General features: G+C 69.5%; 15 protein-coding genes and 1 pseudogene. 8 read left to right on the top strand and 8 right to left on the bottom strand.

What is annotated here, in order from left to right:
• Positions 1 to 118: 118 nt before the first annotated feature.
• Complete coding sequence (locus WME79_RS46020) at positions 119 to 451, bottom strand: hypothetical protein (RefSeq protein WP_437528539.1); 333 nt, start codon at positions 449 to 451, stop codon at positions 119 to 121.
• Between the two features lie 601 nt (positions 452 to 1,052).
• Here WME79_RS46020 and tnpA point away from each other — a divergent pair.
• From tnpA to tnpC, 4 genes and pseudogenes are all read left to right on the top strand, one after another.
• Positions 1,053 to 1,163 carry an IS66 family insertion sequence element accessory protein TnpA gene (gene tnpA / locus WME79_RS46015; RefSeq protein WP_437528537.1) on the top strand — a complete coding sequence of 37 codons (111 nt, stop codon included), beginning with the start codon at positions 1,053 to 1,055 and terminating at the stop codon, positions 1,161 to 1,163.
• 51 nt (positions 1,164 to 1,214) lie between these two features.
• Positions 1,215 to 1,391, top strand: a complete 177-nt coding sequence (locus WME79_RS46010; RefSeq protein WP_437528535.1) for a hypothetical protein — start codon at positions 1,215 to 1,217, stop codon at positions 1,389 to 1,391.
• Positions 1,385 to 1,807: an IS66 family insertion sequence element accessory protein TnpB gene (gene tnpB, locus WME79_RS46005; protein ID WP_437528534.1), complete on the top strand. Its 423-nt coding sequence runs from the start codon at positions 1,385 to 1,387 to the stop codon at positions 1,805 to 1,807. Before WME79_RS46010 ends, tnpB begins: the two co-directional genes overlap by 7 nt.
• Positions 1,804 to 3,429 (top strand): annotated as a pseudogene (gene tnpC, locus WME79_RS46000) (IS66 family transposase). The gene tnpB and the pseudogene tnpC overlap by 4 nt, the downstream one beginning before the upstream one ends.
• Before the next feature lie 195 nt (positions 3,430 to 3,624).
• Here the strand turns inward: tnpC and WME79_RS45995 are convergent.
• Both WME79_RS45995 and WME79_RS45990 read right to left on the bottom strand, forming a co-directional pair.
• Positions 3,625 to 3,924: a hypothetical protein gene (locus tag WME79_RS45995; RefSeq protein ID WP_437528533.1), complete on the bottom strand. Its 300-nt coding sequence runs from the start codon at positions 3,922 to 3,924 to the stop codon at positions 3,625 to 3,627.
• A 47-nt stretch (positions 3,925 to 3,971) separates the two neighbouring features.
• Entirely contained in the window at positions 3,972 to 4,121 is a 150-nt protein-coding gene (locus WME79_RS45990; RefSeq protein ID WP_437528532.1) for a hypothetical protein, read from the bottom strand.
• A gap of 260 nt (positions 4,122 to 4,381) precedes the next feature.
• Here WME79_RS45990 and WME79_RS45985 point away from each other — a divergent pair, with 260 nt between their 5' ends.
• Entirely contained in the window at positions 4,382 to 4,936 is a 555-nt protein-coding gene (locus WME79_RS45985; RefSeq protein WP_437528531.1) for a hypothetical protein, read from the top strand.
• 141 nt (positions 4,937 to 5,077) lie between these two features.
• On the opposite strand, the gene WME79_RS45980 is transcribed toward WME79_RS45985, so the two are convergent.
• From WME79_RS45980 to WME79_RS45970, 3 genes are all read right to left on the bottom strand, one after another.
• Positions 5,078 to 6,259, bottom strand: a complete 1,182-nt coding sequence (locus WME79_RS45980) for an alginate lyase family protein (protein ID WP_437528530.1) — start codon at positions 6,257 to 6,259, stop codon at positions 5,078 to 5,080.
• A gap of 653 nt (positions 6,260 to 6,912) precedes the next feature.
• On the bottom strand, positions 6,913 to 7,044 hold the full coding sequence (locus tag WME79_RS45975) for a hypothetical protein (protein ID WP_437528529.1): 132 nt from the start codon (positions 7,042 to 7,044) through the stop codon (positions 6,913 to 6,915).
• Between the two features lie 57 nt (positions 7,045 to 7,101).
• A complete protein-coding gene (locus WME79_RS45970) occupies positions 7,102 to 8,034 on the bottom strand; it encodes an NmrA family NAD(P)-binding protein (protein WP_437528528.1) in 933 nt (310 codons plus the stop codon).
• Between the two features lie 253 nt (positions 8,035 to 8,287).
• Between WME79_RS45970 and WME79_RS45965 the strand changes: the two genes are divergently transcribed.
• From WME79_RS45965 to WME79_RS45955, 3 genes are all read left to right on the top strand, one after another.
• On the top strand, positions 8,288 to 9,880 hold the full coding sequence (locus tag WME79_RS45965; RefSeq protein ID WP_437528527.1) for a GMC family oxidoreductase: 1,593 nt from the start codon (positions 8,288 to 8,290) through the stop codon (positions 9,878 to 9,880).
• 128 nt (positions 9,881 to 10,008) lie between these two features.
• Entirely contained in the window at positions 10,009 to 11,436 is a 1,428-nt protein-coding gene (locus tag WME79_RS45960; protein ID WP_437528526.1) for a carbohydrate-binding protein, read from the top strand.
• 88 nt (positions 11,437 to 11,524) lie between these two features.
• The gene (locus tag WME79_RS45955) at positions 11,525 to 14,344 is read left to right on the top strand and encodes an AAA family ATPase (protein ID WP_437528525.1); all 2,820 of its coding nucleotides are present in this window, start codon (positions 11,525 to 11,527) and stop codon (positions 14,342 to 14,344) included.
• Between the two features lie 51 nt (positions 14,345 to 14,395).
• Here the strand turns inward: WME79_RS45955 and WME79_RS45950 are convergent, their stop codons facing one another.
• Both WME79_RS45950 and WME79_RS45945 read right to left on the bottom strand, forming a co-directional pair.
• Positions 14,396 to 14,779, bottom strand: a complete 384-nt coding sequence (locus WME79_RS45950) for a nuclear transport factor 2 family protein (RefSeq protein ID WP_437528524.1) — start codon at positions 14,777 to 14,779, stop codon at positions 14,396 to 14,398.
• A gap of 41 nt (positions 14,780 to 14,820) precedes the next feature.
• Positions 14,821 to 15,531 (bottom strand): hypothetical protein, encoded by a 711-nt coding sequence (locus WME79_RS45945; protein WP_437528523.1) that lies wholly within the window; start codon positions 15,529 to 15,531, stop codon positions 14,821 to 14,823.
• Positions 15,532 to 15,588 lie beyond the last annotated feature (57 nt).

The following is a 15,588-nucleotide window of genomic DNA, read 5'->3' as shown; positions in this document are numbered from 1 at the left end:
TGCTCGAAGACGACGTGCGCGACGGCATCGCTTCAGACCTCGCCCTCGCCGCCTGGAGTTACACGGCGGGGGCCAGGACCGCTATTGTGAATGGCTCGTGGGCTGATCTATCATGCTTTCAAGGGATTTGTCCGCAGCCGCATCCCCAGTAGTTGCCGCCCCAATGGACACACCCTCCACCGCGACCACAAGTGACAATGCAGTAACCTCCGGCGCAATCGATGGTGAACGCCTGCTGCGTCGATCCAACAGCTTCGTCCGTGTCGGAAGCACTTTCAGGAGTTGCCGTACCGACGGCTTCGTTCGTGTCAGCAGCACTGTCAGGATCTTCGTCGCTGGCGCCAATGCAGCCGACGACAAAGACTGCCGCGAGCGTTGCTAGACTCAGTCGCATGGATCGAGATAAACTCATGATCGCGCTCCTCGCTAAGCTGATGGACGTGTCGTGCATGGGAGTATTATCTACACTCATGGGGAAAACCTCCTGTGATGTCTCGTGGGATCCGGCCTGCCGCCGCGGCGACATGCCGTCGTGTCGTTGCGTCGTGTCGCCACAGCAATCGGTGTGCCGGCGCGAGGTGAACCCAAGTCTCAGCGCTGCCGCGCAGGCCGAGAGGAGAGGAGTGCAACGCCCTGCCGTGAACCGCAACGGGTTGCACCGTTGCGCCATGCTCTCGCCGGCGATCCGGGCCAGAGGATCATGGTGCCGCGGCTCTTTATTGTTATTTCAGCGCCCGTGCCGAGGCGTGAAGCGCTCGTACCGGGCGGCGGGCCTCGCGGATCGCCGGCGCTGCCGCCGTCCTCGCGGCGGCGCATTCCGCGCGGCGCGCCCCTGTCCCTGTAGGCGCGCGCCCACAGGTGTAGGCGCGCGCCTACTCCTCGCGCGCCGACAGGTCGTGCCGGCGGAGCAGCTCGTGGAGGTGGCTCCGGTCCATGCGCGCCGCGCGCGGCCGCCGAGAGGTTGCCGCCGTGGGGTAAGCGCCCGACCAACGCCATCGTGACCACCTCGTCGGGGCCGGTTACCAGTCCCCATCGCGACGAAGGAGGAAGCGATGGCGACGAGGGCGGAGTGGGCCGATCGGGTGGAGCGATGGGAGCGCAGCGGGCTGAGCGCCGAGAAGTTCGCGCGGCGCGAAGGGTACCAGCCGAAGCAGCTGTACTGATGGCGCTGGAAGCTGCGCGCTGACCGGCCCTCGCAACCCTCGCCGTCGTCGTTGACCGAAGCACCGCGCTTTCTGCCGGTCCACGTGGTGACGGACGTATCGGCCGTTGCGCCAGAGCCGATCGAGATCGCGCTGCCCAACGGGCGGGTGGTGCGGGTCCGACCGGGCTTCGACCCGGCCACGCTCGAGCGGGTACTGGCGCTCGCGGCCGAGGAGACGCCGTGCTGACGCTGCCGCCGTCGGTGCGTGTGTACGTCGCAGCCGAGCCCACGGATCTGCGCAAGAGCTTCGATGGGCTGTCGGCCTTGGTCTCTCAGCGCTTCGGAGAAGGCCCGCTCTGCGGGCATCTCTTCGTGTTCAGGAATCGGCGAGGTGACCAGATGCGCGTCTTGTTCTGGGACCGCACTGGGTACATGATCGTGGCGAAGAAATTGGCTCGCGGGCGATTCCATCTCGCCTGCGAAGTGCCCAAGGGGGCCACGCACGTCGAGGTCGAGGCGGCCGAGCTGTCGCTGATGCTCGAAGGGTTCGACCTGTCCCAGGCCGTGCGGCGCAAGCGCTGGAGGCCCGGCGTGAGAAAAATTGCTCCGTCGAAGCAAAGCTTGATGGATGCGCGCGGGATAGCTCTCCCGCGCGCCACGTGACCAGTCCTCTTCAGTCCCAGGCACAACTGCCCGCCGATCTGGCGGACGTGCGGCACAAGCTCGAGCAGCTGGCGGCCGCCGGGCAGCTTCCAGAGCTCATCGAGCTGGTGCTCGGGCTGCTGGTCCAGCTGCGCGACAAGAATACGGCGCTCTCGGCGAAGCTCGCGAGCGCGCTGCGCGAGCTGTACGGCCGCAAGAGCCAGCAGATCTCGACCGAGCAGCTGATGCTGATGTTCGCCGAGCTCGGGGCGGAAGCTCCGCCGCAACCGGAGCAGGGGCTGGTGCCGCAACCTCCTGAGCCGCCGAAGCCGCCGCGAGGACGGGGCGGGCGCGCGCCGCTTCCCGAGCACCTGCCGCGTGAGACGCGCGTGGTGCCCGTCCCCGAGGCGGAGCGGACGTGCCCGCAGTGCGGCGCGGACAAGAAGTGCATTGGCCATCGTACGAGCGAAGTGCTCGAGTTCGTTCCGGCGCAGTTCAAGATCATCGAGGAGCGGCGGGAGAAGCTCGCCTGCCCGCGCTGCCCTGAGCAAGGCGTAACGACGGCGGACAGCGAGAAGGTGATGGACCGGGGGCGTCCGGGACCGGGGCTGCTCGCCAGCATCCTTGTCGAGAAGTTCGAGGATTCGATGCCGCCGTACCGGCAGTCGCAGCAGTACGCGCGCTTCGGCGTGTCGCTGTCCCCGTCGACCCTGGGCGACTGATCGGCCTTCGCGCTCGATGTGCTCGCTCCGGTGGCTGAGAGGATCGCGGAGCGGGTACTGGACTCGTTCTACCTGCGCGCCGACGACACGGGGATACGGGTCCTGGATCGAGATCATCCGACGGGGATGAAGCGAGGCCACATCTGGGCCTTCGTCGGGACAGATCTCGTGGCGTTCCTGTACGCACCGGACTGGAAGGCGAAGCATCCAGCCGCGCTGCTGCAGGGCTTCACCGGCTACTTGCAGGGCGATGGGTACGCGGGCTATGGCGCGATGCTCCGCGGAGGTGAAGGCGGCGAGATGATCGTGCCCGAGGAGCGTCGGCTTGGCTGTGGGATGCACATCCGCGCCAAGTTCGAGAAGGCGGCAAAGGGCGGCGACACGCGGGCCGCGGTGGCGCTCTCGTACTTCAAGGCCATCTACCGAATCGAGGCGACCTGCAAGGAGGAGGCGCTGCCCACGGAGACGCGCCTGGCGCGCCGGCAGGAGCGGTCGCTCCCCGTTGTGGATGAGCTGTATCAGTGGATTCACGAGCTGCACCTGCGGCTCGTATCAGGCACGCCGCTCTGCATCGCCACCCAGTACGCCATCAATCAGGAGGCGGCGTGGCGGCGCTGCTTCACGGATGGATGCTTCGAGATAGATAACGGCGAGGTCGAGCGGCAGCTAAGACGTGTAGCACTCGGAAGAAAGAACTACCTATTCGCGGGCTCCGACAAGGGCGCTCAGCGTCTGGCCATCGGCTACACGATCTTCGGCTCGTGTCGGATGCACGGAGTCAACCCGCTCGCCTGGGCGACGGACGTCATCGGCAAGTTGCAGGCGGCCTGGCCGCGCGGACGGCTCGACGAACTGCTGCCCGACGGCTGGGCGCGATCGTCGCGCGCTGCTCCGAGCGCGGGCGACGCCGACGCGACCTAAACAACCCGAGCCTCGGCCGGCGACGCACGCGGACGCCGCCTCGCCGGGCCCTCTTTCAGGACAGCCTGTGCCCGTGCTCAGTCGCGGGCCGACGCCGTCCCGCGCCTAGCATCGTCAACCCTGGCGAGAGCCGCAAGAAGCCATGCCCATGGCGATGGCCGGGTGGTTACATTTAACCCCCCCACACACTTTAAATCACATCCCATTTTTTTGCTGCCATTCGATAAACGCCGCTTCATCAGGCTCATGCTTCAAACCTTCATAAAAATGAACTCTATCAGCCATCCCTCTCGATTCTATGTGACCAAAAAAATCCATCGTTTGAGCCATGATATCGTATTTGTCACAATAATTTTGATCTGTAAATTTTTCGTAGTATCCGCTCACCAAACGCTCTGCATCTTCGAGTGAATATCCATAAGACGATTGTAAATGTTTCACTACACGCTCAAACAAAAAAATTTCGTCTTCATCAGTTGAAATTTTCAACCCCATAGAACTTATCCTTTAGCGGATAGGACAAGCAAACGCGTTCCGCGAAGTCAAGATTCTCCGCCGTGGGCGCGGAGCAGCCCGCGGAGGTACGCGCGCTCCCAGCGCGACGTGGCCTTCTCCTTGGCGGCGCGGAACGCGAGCGCAGGGTCGAAGGCGTCCTCGTCCGCGTCCGCTGCATCGCGGGCACGCGAGAACATCTACGGCGTAAGTCCGCCGCAAAAACTTCGCCCATTCGACGCGAGGCGACGTCGCCAGAAGGAGCCCATTCAGCAGCCGATCAAGGTGCCGGCCCGAGACCCCCTCCGACACGGATCCAACATCAGCCCACGGCAGCACAGCGCCCAGCGCAGTCGACACCCGCTCGCGCTCGACCTCGCCATGCACCATCGTCAGCAGCGCCCCAACCTGGGAAGGGTCCTCCATAGGGAAGCCGAGACTTGGAGACTCGCGCATATCGATGGAACGCAGATCAATTCGGGAAAGGTTTGGGTGCGCAGGCGGCTTCACCGTACCGGGTATCTTGATCGATCCACTACCCCAATGTGGGTTCGGCGGCGGCAACACCGGCCAAAACCCCGAGGGCCTCGGCTGCAGCGCCAGCGACCTGTGCGCGAAGGGTTTTCATATCTGCAAAGGCGCGGATGACGTCGCTCTCCGTTCGCCTACCGGCTGCGACGGCGCGGTGGCCGAGCCCGGCCTGTTCTTCGCGACGCGCCAGGGGAGCACCGGCTGTGCGTATTGCACTCTGGGGGACAACAAGGATCCGGATGTGTGCACCGGAGAGAGCTGCGCCCGCGGTTGTGCCACCTCAAGAATCACGGCGAACGATCTCTTTGGGTGTGGCTCCGTTGGCAAACGGCCACCCAGCTGCGGCGTTCTCGACCGCACCTCGGGCGATCTCTGCGAAGCCCTCAACGGGCCCTGGGACTGCGGGGGCGACGGCTACAACGAGTCCAATCAGGCCATCAAGCCTGGAGCGGCGGGCGGCGGCGTGCTCTGCTGCGCCGATTAAGATCGATGGCTCCGAGCCCCGCGGAGCCATTGCGGCCCGGCGGGCGGCGCTCGGGCGGTGACGAGGCTCGACAGGCCGCCCGCTCTCGCGGTGAGCTCGACGCCAGCGCTGTTCGGGGCGTCCGCAGGACGCCGTCAGCGATCAATAGTCGTCCCGCCCGTGGGTGGCGCTGGTCCAGCCGAGAAACTGCATCGAGCCGCCGTCCGGGCGCTGCGCCTTGGCCAGTGACTGGAAATTCGGAATGGCGACCCCACGATTCATGTAGCTGTTGACCGCGATGTCCATGTAACCGGCCTCCATGTGCTGGCCCTTGCAGTTGCGCACGCCGCTGCCGCTCTGCAGTGACTTCGCCATGTACTCCAGCCCTTTGGCCAGGCGCGGCGTGGTCTCGCCCGCGCCCTTCCACATCCACACCGAGGTGTCGCCGGCCTGGATCACCGCGATCTCGGCAGCCTGGGACAGGCCCTCCAGGTTGTACTGCGGGTGCGTACAGTCGCGGTCCTTCAGCTCATTGACCTCGCCGCTGGAGAACACCGACAGCGGGATCATCTCGGTGATGCGCGTGAGCCCCGCGGTGTAGCGCGCCGCGTTGTCCTGGTAGACGCCGGCCGCCATCATCGCGAGGCCCGCCGATACGGCCCAGTTGTTGACACGCGTGCGCGCCTTCTCGGCCTCGTTGTACAGGCGGTCGACGAAGCCGTTGAACGTCGCGATGTCGGCGTTCGACCAGCCGGCCTCGCCGCCGTTGTAGTGGCGGATGATCTCGGCGGCGCTGACCCACACCGGCAGCATCCACGCGGCTTCCAGCTGCACCTGGGCCGAGTTCGTGCCCGACGCGACCGAGAAGCTGCGGAAGGTCTTGGCCCAGTCGTTCAGGATAGCGATGGACTTGTCGCGGTGCCGCGCGTCGCCGGTCTTCACCCAGCGCAGCGCGTTCAAGTAGGCGGCCTGCGCATCGTTCTTGAAGCGCGCTTCCTGGTCGCCGATCGCGCTGCCCACCACCTGCACGTTGGACAAGGCACTGTGCGAGTAGGTGTAGGCGCTGCGCGAGTCGTTCAGCACCACCTGGTAGCCGGTCTTCATGACGCTGCCGGTGGACGCGTTCCACGCCGCCTTGGCGTTGTCGAGCCGGGTCTGCGTCAAGAACAGCCCGGGGTGCCGGAAGCTGGTCGGCGTCACCGCCCCCTCGGCCACCTCCACGGCGTCGTCAGCCGTGCTCGCGTCTTCCTCGCCGCCGCCGCAGCCGGCCAGAAGGGCCAGCATCAGCGGTGCAAGGGTCCAGCGCAGGGACCGAGGGCATGCTCCGTGAATCGTCTTCATCATCGTTTCTCCAATCGTGTCGACCTTGTCCGGGAGGGCCGTTGTTCAGGGCTCACTTGCGGGGTCGCTTGGGGAACGCTGCTCTTGCGCCAGTCGCGCTGTCACCGAACCGTCGCAGGTCGCCCCGTCACGGTTGTTCAGCACGAGCGTGATCGCACCCACACCGCCCAGCGACAGTGTGGTCATGTTGTCGAGCTGGATGCCCGAGCCGGTCAGCGCCTTACGCGCTGTTCAGCTCCACGCGGTTATCCGTTCGTGGGCTCGTCACGGCGCAGGGGCAAAGGGCATGATAATCCGATTGATGTATCTGTCAAGACATGAAACTCAGTGCATGAATTTCGAATAATTTTATAGCTTCTCCCGACGCGGAGGGCTCGGTGTTCCGTCGGTCAGTTGAGTCAATTGAGTCAATTGACCATTCGATCAATATAGCGGGCAATACGGCGGGCGGCGAGCGGCGCAGTCCGCTCGTGCATGGATCCGAGGTCACACCGTTCCTTCCCGCGTAGGATACGTAGGGTTTCGGTTTCCGGCCCACGCTCCTCGGGTGGTGTTGAGATTTCGTGTAAAAACGATGTCACTTCCGCGATCGGCTCTCCTGCGGCCCTGCGCCGGCTCCCTCACCGCGGCTGTAGTACCAGGGTAGGCCGATGCGATCACGCGCGCGGCGCGATCGGCGCCTTCGACCGACAACCCCAGGCGACGAAGAGCGAGAGCACCACGAGGAGAAAATTGAAGGGCGTGCTCGCGGCCGCGCTGCGCGAGAGATGAAAGAGAACCGCGGACACCTACCCTCGCTCGCCTCCGGTCCTCGCTCCTTCGCGTTCTACCCCGCTCCGTCGCGCTCAGAGCCGCGCGGTGGCGAGCGCGGGCTGGGTGAACAGGTCAGCGTGCTGGGCCACGAAATCGCGCACGCTTGTCGCCCGCTTTCCCGTGATCGTCTCCACGTCGTGCGTGAGGCGATCGTAACCGTTCTGGGCGTGGAGCCGGGCCATCGTCGAGAGGTGATGCGCGAGGTGCTCGGGCAATCGTCGCGGGAGCAGCACGCGGTTCTGCCACTCTTCGAAGGGAACGTCGACGTAGCGGATCGGTCGGCCCAAGGCGCTCGAGTACTCCGCTGCGACGGCTCGCATGTCCTCGGACCGCGGACCGGTCAACCCGTAGATTTGGCCGATGTGGGGCGCGGGGTCGGCCAGGATGGTCGCGGCGACCTCGGCCACGTCACTCGCCGCGACCGGTGACGTGCGACCGGTCCCGAAGGGGAGCCGGAGGGTCGCGTCCTCGGCGATCGACTCCGCCGCCCAGGCCAGGAAGAAGGGGTTTTCGAGGAAGACCGTGGGGCGCAGGTGAACGACAGGGAGGCCGGACCAGTCGAGCACCTGCTCGGCGAGCCAGTGCTGGCGGTGCTGAGGAGAGTCGGTCATCCGGGTCGCGCTCATCTGCGACACGGTCATTTGCGAGATGTTCAGAAATACCTCGAGATCGCCGCGGTAGCGCGCGAGGGCGGCCGTGGTGACCGTGGCTTCGAGGTACTCGGTGGAGACGCTCAGGCCGAAGTAGACGCGCCGAACCCCTTCCAGGGCACGGAGGACGTCTTCGGCGCGGGTGAGATCGCCCGCGATGACCTCGGCGCCGGTCGCGCGCAGCGCCTCGGCGCGCTCGTCTTCGCGGTGAACGAGGGCGCGGACCGGGAGGCCGCGCCGGCGGAGCAGCTCGACCGTCTTGCGGCCCACGGCGCCGACGCGACCCGCGGCCCCGGTAACGAGGATCGAGAACACCCGATGCCTGTAAGCGCAGACGTCGAAGCGTCAAGCCCATCGCCGGCGGCCAGCGACGAGCTCTCCTGCCCGAGCGCGAGCCCGATCGTTGAAGCCATCTCGACTCTCGCCTCTTTTGTCCAACCAGGCGCTGCCATGCGTCCGGCACGAGTCGTGAAGGGCTCCTGGGGAGCACGGCACGGGCGTTCACACCGTGGCGCTCCAGCGCCGCCGATCCCTCAGCGGGCGTCGTCACACGAAACAGAGAATGAGAATGAGCCAGTCGAAGCACATCGGTGCAAATCAGCAGACGCAGGAGACCGAGATGAAGCCACAGTACGACTTCGTCGTCTGCGGGTCGGGCTCGTCCGGATCCGTGGTGGCGCGCCGGTTGGCCGAGAACCCGGAGGTGAGTGTCCTCCTCTTGGAGGCGGGCGGGAGCGACAAGGCGCCGGAGGTCACGGATGCCGCACGGTGGACCGCCAACATCGGCAGCGAACGAGATTGGGGGTTCCGGACGCGGCCCAACCCCCATCTCAATGGCCGCTCCCTCCTCTGGTCGATGGGCAAGGTCCTGGGGGGCGGCTCCAGCATCAACGGGATGACCTGGGCGCGCGGCCACCGGAACGACTGGGACCACTTCGCAGCCGAGACGGGCGAGACGGGCTGGAGCTACGACTCGGTCCTGGCGATCTACCGGCGCATCGAGGACTGGCATGGCGAGCCGGATCCGAAGCGCCGCGGGAGCGGTGGGCTCCTGTTCGTCCAGCCCGAGCCGGATCCCAACCCGATCGCGCCGGCGATGGTGGAGGCCGCGCGCTCCGTCGGCATCCCGACCTTTGCAGACCACAACGGCGTGATGATGGAGGGAGAAGGCGGCGCTGCGCTGATGAACGTGCTGCTCCGCGACGGCCAGCGGGTCTCCATCTATCGATCCTACGTCCATCCCTACCTCGATAGGCCGAACCTGACCGTCTTGACGCACGCCTTGGTCACGCGCGTGATCTTCGAGGGCAAGCGGGCCATCGCCGTGGAGGTCCTGTTCGATGGAAAGGTCCACCGTGTCGGAGCAGGGCGAGAGATCGTGCTGTCCCTCGGCGCCATCAACACGCCCAAGGTCCTGATGCAGTCGGGCGTCGGGGACGAGCAGGAGCTCCGTCGGGTCGGCATCGACGTCGTGCAGCACCTGCCGGGCGTGGGACAGAACCTCCAGGATCACCTGTTGTTCGCCGGCTGCATCTGGGAATATGAGGAACCCCTGCCGCCGCGCAACAATGGCGCGGAGGCCGTCTCCTTCTGGAAGAGCGACCTGGGCCTCGACACACCGGACCTGATGTTCGTGCAGGTCGAGTATCCCCTCGCCAGCCCGATGATGGCTCGCCTCGACCCGCAAGCTCCCTCCTGGGCGATTTACCCCGCCGTCATGCGTCCCCAGAGCCGGGGGCGCCTGCGGCTCACGGGAGCGAGCCCGTCCGATCCCCTCGACATCGACGCCAACACGATGAGCGACCCCGCCGATATGAAGGCGATGCTCATCGGTGTGCGGCTGTGCCGGGAGATCGGCAATTCGACGGCGCTTCGCCCCTTCACCCAACGCGAGATCATGCCGGGGGACCTGCGCGGGCCGGCGCTGGAGCACTTCGTAGGCGACGGCATCATCCCCTACTATCACCAGACGTGCTCGGCGAAGATGGGACGGGATTCCATGTCAGTGGTCGATGGCCAGCTGCAGGTCTACGGGATCGAGAACCTGCGCATCGCCGATGGCTCGATCATGCCGCGTGTCACGACGGGCAACACGATGGCGCCTTGCGTGATCATCGGCGAACGGGCCGCCGAGATGATCCGGAAGAGACACGGACTGTGAGGATTCCAGGGCCGAGGGTCACCGCGGGCCGCACCTCTGCTGCCGGTCGGCCACGACATGCCGGGGGGGCAGCGCTCTATCCTCGTGCAAGCCCGGGATCGAACCCGAAGCCCCTTCACGAGGACCCGATGAAGAGCTGCACCCTCCTCCTCTTCCTGTTCGCCGCGGCGAGCTTCGCCTCCGCGTGCGCCGCCGGCGACAACAGCGCGGCGCACCTCACCGCCGAGCAATGCGCGAACGCGCCGGCGTGGACCGAATGGACCGCCTTCTCCGCCGGCGACGTCGTCGATTTCGGAGGCGCCTTCTACCAGTGCGTGCAGGGCCACACCAGCGAGCCCGGCTGGACCCCGCCCGCCGTGCCGGCCTTGTGGACCCCCGGCACCTGCGAGGGCGGTGATCCCGATCCCGGCGACGGCGGCAACGGCGGCGCTGGCGGCGGCGGCGCTGACGGCGGCGGCGGCGGCGGCGGCGGCGGCGGCGGCGGCGGCGGCGGCGGCGCTGGCGGCGCTGGCGGTGGCGGCGGCAACGGCGGTGGTGGCGGCAATGGCGCCGGCGGCACCGGCAGCGGGAACGGCGCGCTCCTGTTCGGCCCCTACAAGGACACCAGCGTCAACATGAACTGGAACACCAACGTGATCTCCACGAAGGTGTCCGGGACCCAGACCGTGTTCGCCGACGACCTCGACGCCGCCGGCGGCAACGTCGTCAGCCTGGCCTTCGCCACCGGCGAGTGCGGCAACGAGAGCTGGGGCGACGTGCCTGGCGCGGCGATGGCCGCCGCCAACGTCCCCGTGCTCGAGGCCGCCAGCGTCGACTACATCCTGTCGACAGGCGGCGCGGCGGGCTCGTTCACCTGCGGCTCCGACGCCGGCTTTGCGACCTTCCTCGATCGCTGGGCCGGCCCGCACCTGGTCGGCGTCGACCTCGACATCGAGGCCGGCCAGTCGCCCCAGGTGATCGCGGCGCTGGTGCAGCGCCTCGAGACCGCGCACGCTGCGTACCCGAACCTGCGCTTCAGCCTGACCGTGGCGACCCTCGCCAACAACGAGGGCGCGTCGACGGCGCGCTCCCTCGGCATCAACATCGGCTCGAGCCTCAACGTCCTCGGCGACACCGCCATGGCCGCGGTCGCCGACGTCTTCGGCTTCGACGGCAGCGCGGCGACCTGGCCCAGCTATGTCACCGTCAACCTGATGACGATGAACTACGGCTCGCCCGGTCCCGGCGTGTGCGTCGTGTCCGGCGGCCAGTGCGACATGGGCCAGTCGGCGATCCAGGCCGCGTACAACCTGCACGATCACTTCGGCGTGCCCTTCGCCAACATCGAGCTCACCCCGATGATCGGCGGCAACGACGTCCAGGGCGAGCTCTACACCCTGACCGACGTCGACGAGACCGCCGCCTTCGCCAGGTCCCAGGGCCTCGCCGGCGTCCACTACTGGTCCTACGACCGCGACGTCGACTGCCCGATCGGCGCCGCCTCGCCGGTGTGCAACTCCCTCGGCAACGCCGGCACCCGCGGCTTCCTCGCCCGATTCCTCGCGGCCGGGCTGTAGCCGGCGCCACCGCCAGCGCCGCCGGCCTCCGAAACTTGGCCCGCCTTCGCCCGGCGTGCGAACCCGGGGCCTGGAGACCTCTGCAAGGATGACCAGCCCTCGCTCCCACGCCGAGCTCGTCACGCTGCGCAAGCTCGCGCAGGACCTCGCCGCCCAGCGCAAGGAGCGCCTGTCGAGCGTGCACCTCCTCGTGGCCATCGCCCTGAGCGGCGGCCCCGCCGCAGATCTGCTCCGCGATCGGCGGCTCGACGACGAGGCCTTGCTCAAGGCGACCCGCTCGGTCGACGACGAGGGCCCCGACCCGATCGGCCGGGCGATGGGGGGCGCGCGCGACGTCGCGAAGCGAGCGACCGCGAAGGAGCCCGCGGCGCTCCACCTGCTGCTCGCGCTCCTGTCCGACCGCAGCTCGGCCGCGCACCGCGCGCTCACCCAGTCGGGGGTCGACCTGGCGCGGCTGCGGACCGCGGCGCTCCAGATCGCGCTCGGCGTGGTGCAGGCGCGGCGGACGCCCGCGCGGCTGCTCCAGGACGGCGGCGCGCCGGAGACGCCGCCCGCGCCGGCTACAACGCCCACGGCGCGCCGCGCCCGCGGCGAGGTCGCCGATCCGGCGCGCACGCCGCGCTCGCCACGGACGTCCCAGGAGCTGCGGCCCGCCAAGGGCGCCGGCGTCGCCGTCCCGGAGCTGCGGCCCGCCAGGGGCGCTGGCATCGCCATCCCGGAGCTGCGGCCCGCCAAGGGCGCCGGCGCGCCGGAATCGAGGCCCTCCAAGGGAGCCGGCCCGGGCGTCACCGTGCCGCTGTTCCCGCCGGCGCCGCTGTTCCCGCCGGGGCGCCCCCGCCCCGCCGCGGCCCCGGCCGGCGCCGACGCGCTGGCCTCCGCCGAGCCGCTCGCCGCCCTCACGCCCACCCCCTCCCCAGCGTCCTCGGGCTCCCCTGCCCCCGCTTCCGCCGCCTCCCCCGCCGCGCCCGCGCCGGGGCGGCCGCTCCCGCCGCTCGCACCGCCGACCGCCACGAGCGCCGCCGCGAGCGCCGCCCTCGCGGCGCGCTTCACCCTCGACCGCGCGCGCTTCCCGGCCCTCGCATCGCTCGGGCACAACCTCTCGCTCGCGGCGGTGCAGGGGGAGCTCGAGCCGATCGTCGGCCGCGAGCACGAGATCGAGCAGGCGCTCGACGTCCTGGCCAAGCGCCACGCGAACAACCCCTGCCTCCTCGGCCCGGCGGGCGTCGGCAAGACCTCGGTCGCGCGCGGCATCGCCCACCGGCTCGCGTTCGACGAGCGGGAGCCGCGCATCGTGGTCGAGCTCGTGCCCTCGGAGCTCCTCGCCGGCACCGGCGCGCGCGGCGCGCTGAGCGAGCGCCTGTCCGCGCTCCGGTCCGAGCTCCGCGAGGCGGGCGGGCGGGTCATCCTGTTCATCGACGGCCTGTCGGAGCTCTTCGGCAGCGGCGCGCTCGACGAGGCGATGGCCGAGATCAAGCTCGCGCTCGCCCGCGGCGAGCTCACGCTGATCGGCACCGCCACGCCCGAGGAGTACCGCAAGACCATCGAGGTCGACCCGGCGCTCGCGCGGCGCTTCACGATCGTCGAGATCGACGAGCCCGAGGAGGACGAGGCGTTCCTGCTCCTCCAGAGCGTCGCGGTCGGGCTCGGCGCGCACCACGGGCTCGCGTTCACCGACGAGGCGCTGGCCTCGGCCGTCGCCTGGTCCGTGCGCTACCTGCCCGGGCGCGCGCTGCCCGACAAGGCGCTCTCGATCCTCGACCTCGCGGGCGCGCGCACGCGGCGGCGCGCGCCGTCGGCTGCGCGCGCGTCGCGCGCGGCGCTCCGTGAACCTGCGCAGCCGGCGCGGCAGGTGGGCCCCGCCGAGGTCGCCGAGGTGGTCTCCGAGCTCGCCGACCTGCCGGTCGAGCGGCTCCTCGAGACCGACCGCGAGCGGATGCTCTCGCTGGAGACGCTGCTCGCCGACAAGGTCGTCGGCCACAGCGAGGCGCTGGCGCGCATCGCGCGGGTGCTCCGCCGGAACGCGGCCGGCCTGCGCGCGCGCCGCCCGATCGGGTCGTTCCTTCTGCTGGGGCCGACCGGCGTGGGCAAGACGGAGACGGCGAAGGCCATCGCCGAGGCGCTGTTCCACTCGCCCGACGCGATGACGCGGCTGGACTTCTCCGAGTACGCGGAGTCGCACGCTGTCGCGCGCCTCGTCGGCGCGCCGCCCGGCTACGTCGGCCACGAGGCGGGCGGCCAGCTCACCGAGGCGGTGCGGCGGAGGCCGTATCAGGTGGTGCTGCTCGACGAGATCGAGAAGGCGCACCGCGACGTGCTCGAGGCGTTCCTCCAGGTCTTCGACGAGGGCCGCCTGACCGACGGCCGAGGCCGGCGGGTGGACTTCACGAACACGGTCCTCGTGATGACCTCGAACCTCGGCGCCGCGGAGGCCGGCGCGCTCCGAGCCGAGCGCTCCGTCGGCTTCGCCCGCAGCTCCGCGGCTGTGTCGCCCGAGCGCCTCGGCGAGGCGATGCTCTCCGCGGCCCGCGTCGCGCTGCCGCCCGAGCTCTACAACCGCATCGACGAGGTCCTCTGCTTCGCGCCGCTCACGCGGGCGGACGTCGCCGAGATCACGCGGCGGCTGCTGGGCGGCCTCGAGCGCGAGCTCGAGGCGCGCGGCGTGGAGCTCGAGGTCGAGCCCGAGGCGATCGACGCGCTGCTCGACGCCGGGGGGTTCGACCCAGAGCTCGGCGCCCGGCCGATGAAGCGCACGATCGCGCGCCTCGTCGAGGCGCCGCTCGCGGAGCTCATCCTGCGCGGCCAGCTCGAGGAAGGGTCGGCGGCGCTCTTGGGCGTCGAGCAGGGCGAGGTCGTGGTGGACGCGATCGCGCGGGCCGGCACGCGGCGCTACGCCGCGTGCTCCAGCTGAAGCGCGGCGCTACGCCGCGTGCTCCAGCTGAAGCGCGGCTGAAGCGCGGCGCTACGCCGCGTGCCTCAGCGGGAGCCCGAGGGACCTCGGATCGAAGTACGCCCTGAACCGCGCGATCGCGCCGGCCGGGTGCTCGATCACGCTCACGCCTTGGTACGAGAACTCGGCCCCGCTGGGCAGCGTCCCGCGGCTCGTCCACTCGAGGAGGGACGCCCTGTCCGACTCGGCGACGCACCGGAACTCGGACCGCACCTCGCCGAAGGCGTGGCGGTAGCTGCGCCAGAAGTTGCGGGCGCCGGTCGGGCCGCGCAGCGGCCTCGAGATCGTCGGGTTGCTGAGCTCGGCGTCGGGCGCGAACAGCCGCGCCATGGGCTCGACATCGCCGCTCTCCTCGATCCGACGCAGGGCTTCGATGAACTCACTCGCCTTGGACATGGTGCCTCCTGCGGTGCGGGCGCCTGCAAGGGGCGGACCTGTCAGTGCGCGGCAGAGCGCTCGTGCCGCCGCGTGAAGACCGCGATGGCGACGGCGAGCAACGCGGCGAGCAGGAACCCCCCACCGAACGCGAGGCCGATGATCCAGGGCCGGATCGCCCTCCCCAGGCCGTCCGCGAAGCCCGTGGCGGCGGCGCGGCTCGCGCGCTCGATCGCGACGCTCGAGCAGCCCGGGTCGCCGGCGGGGCACCCGGCGAGCTGCTCCATGAGCTCCGCCGTCCCCTCGCGCGCCGCAGCCCTCGCCGCAGCGCCCGAGCCCTCCTCGACGAGGGTGACGAGCGCCCGGTCGTGCTGGAGGGCACCCTCGATCACGGCGCTGCTCACAGCCTCGCTCGTCTGCGCGATGACCGGCTCCAGGCCCTCGGCCTGCCGCCCGATCTCCGCCGCGCCGGCCCGGACCGCATCGTGAACGATGGCGCCTACGAGAGGCCGCTCGCGCTCATGCGCGCCCTCGGCCGATCTTCCGGCGGGCCCGGCCCGGTCTTGCGCGCCGCGCTCGAGCGCCTCGAGCGTGCCGTGGGTCGCCTCCTTCGCCGCCTCGCGGACGCACCCCGGGGCGAGCGCGAGGGCGGAGATCAGCGCCGCCGCGGCCGATCGACCGGAGCGCGCCGGCTCGCCCGTGCGCAGCGCCGCCATCGCCGTCGGTCCGGGTCCGGGAGAGAGCGCGCATTGCACAGCCGCGCCGGCCTTCATCAACCGTGCCCGCCGCGCGTCCTGCGGAGTGGGCGGAGCCGCCCTCCCGCGCCCGCG

The organism is Sorangium sp. So ce726 (assembly GCF_051521405.1).
Taxonomy (GTDB): domain Bacteria; phylum Myxococcota_A; class Polyangia; order Polyangiales; family Polyangiaceae; genus Sorangium.
This window is presented reverse-complemented; position numbering and strand designations above follow the sequence as displayed.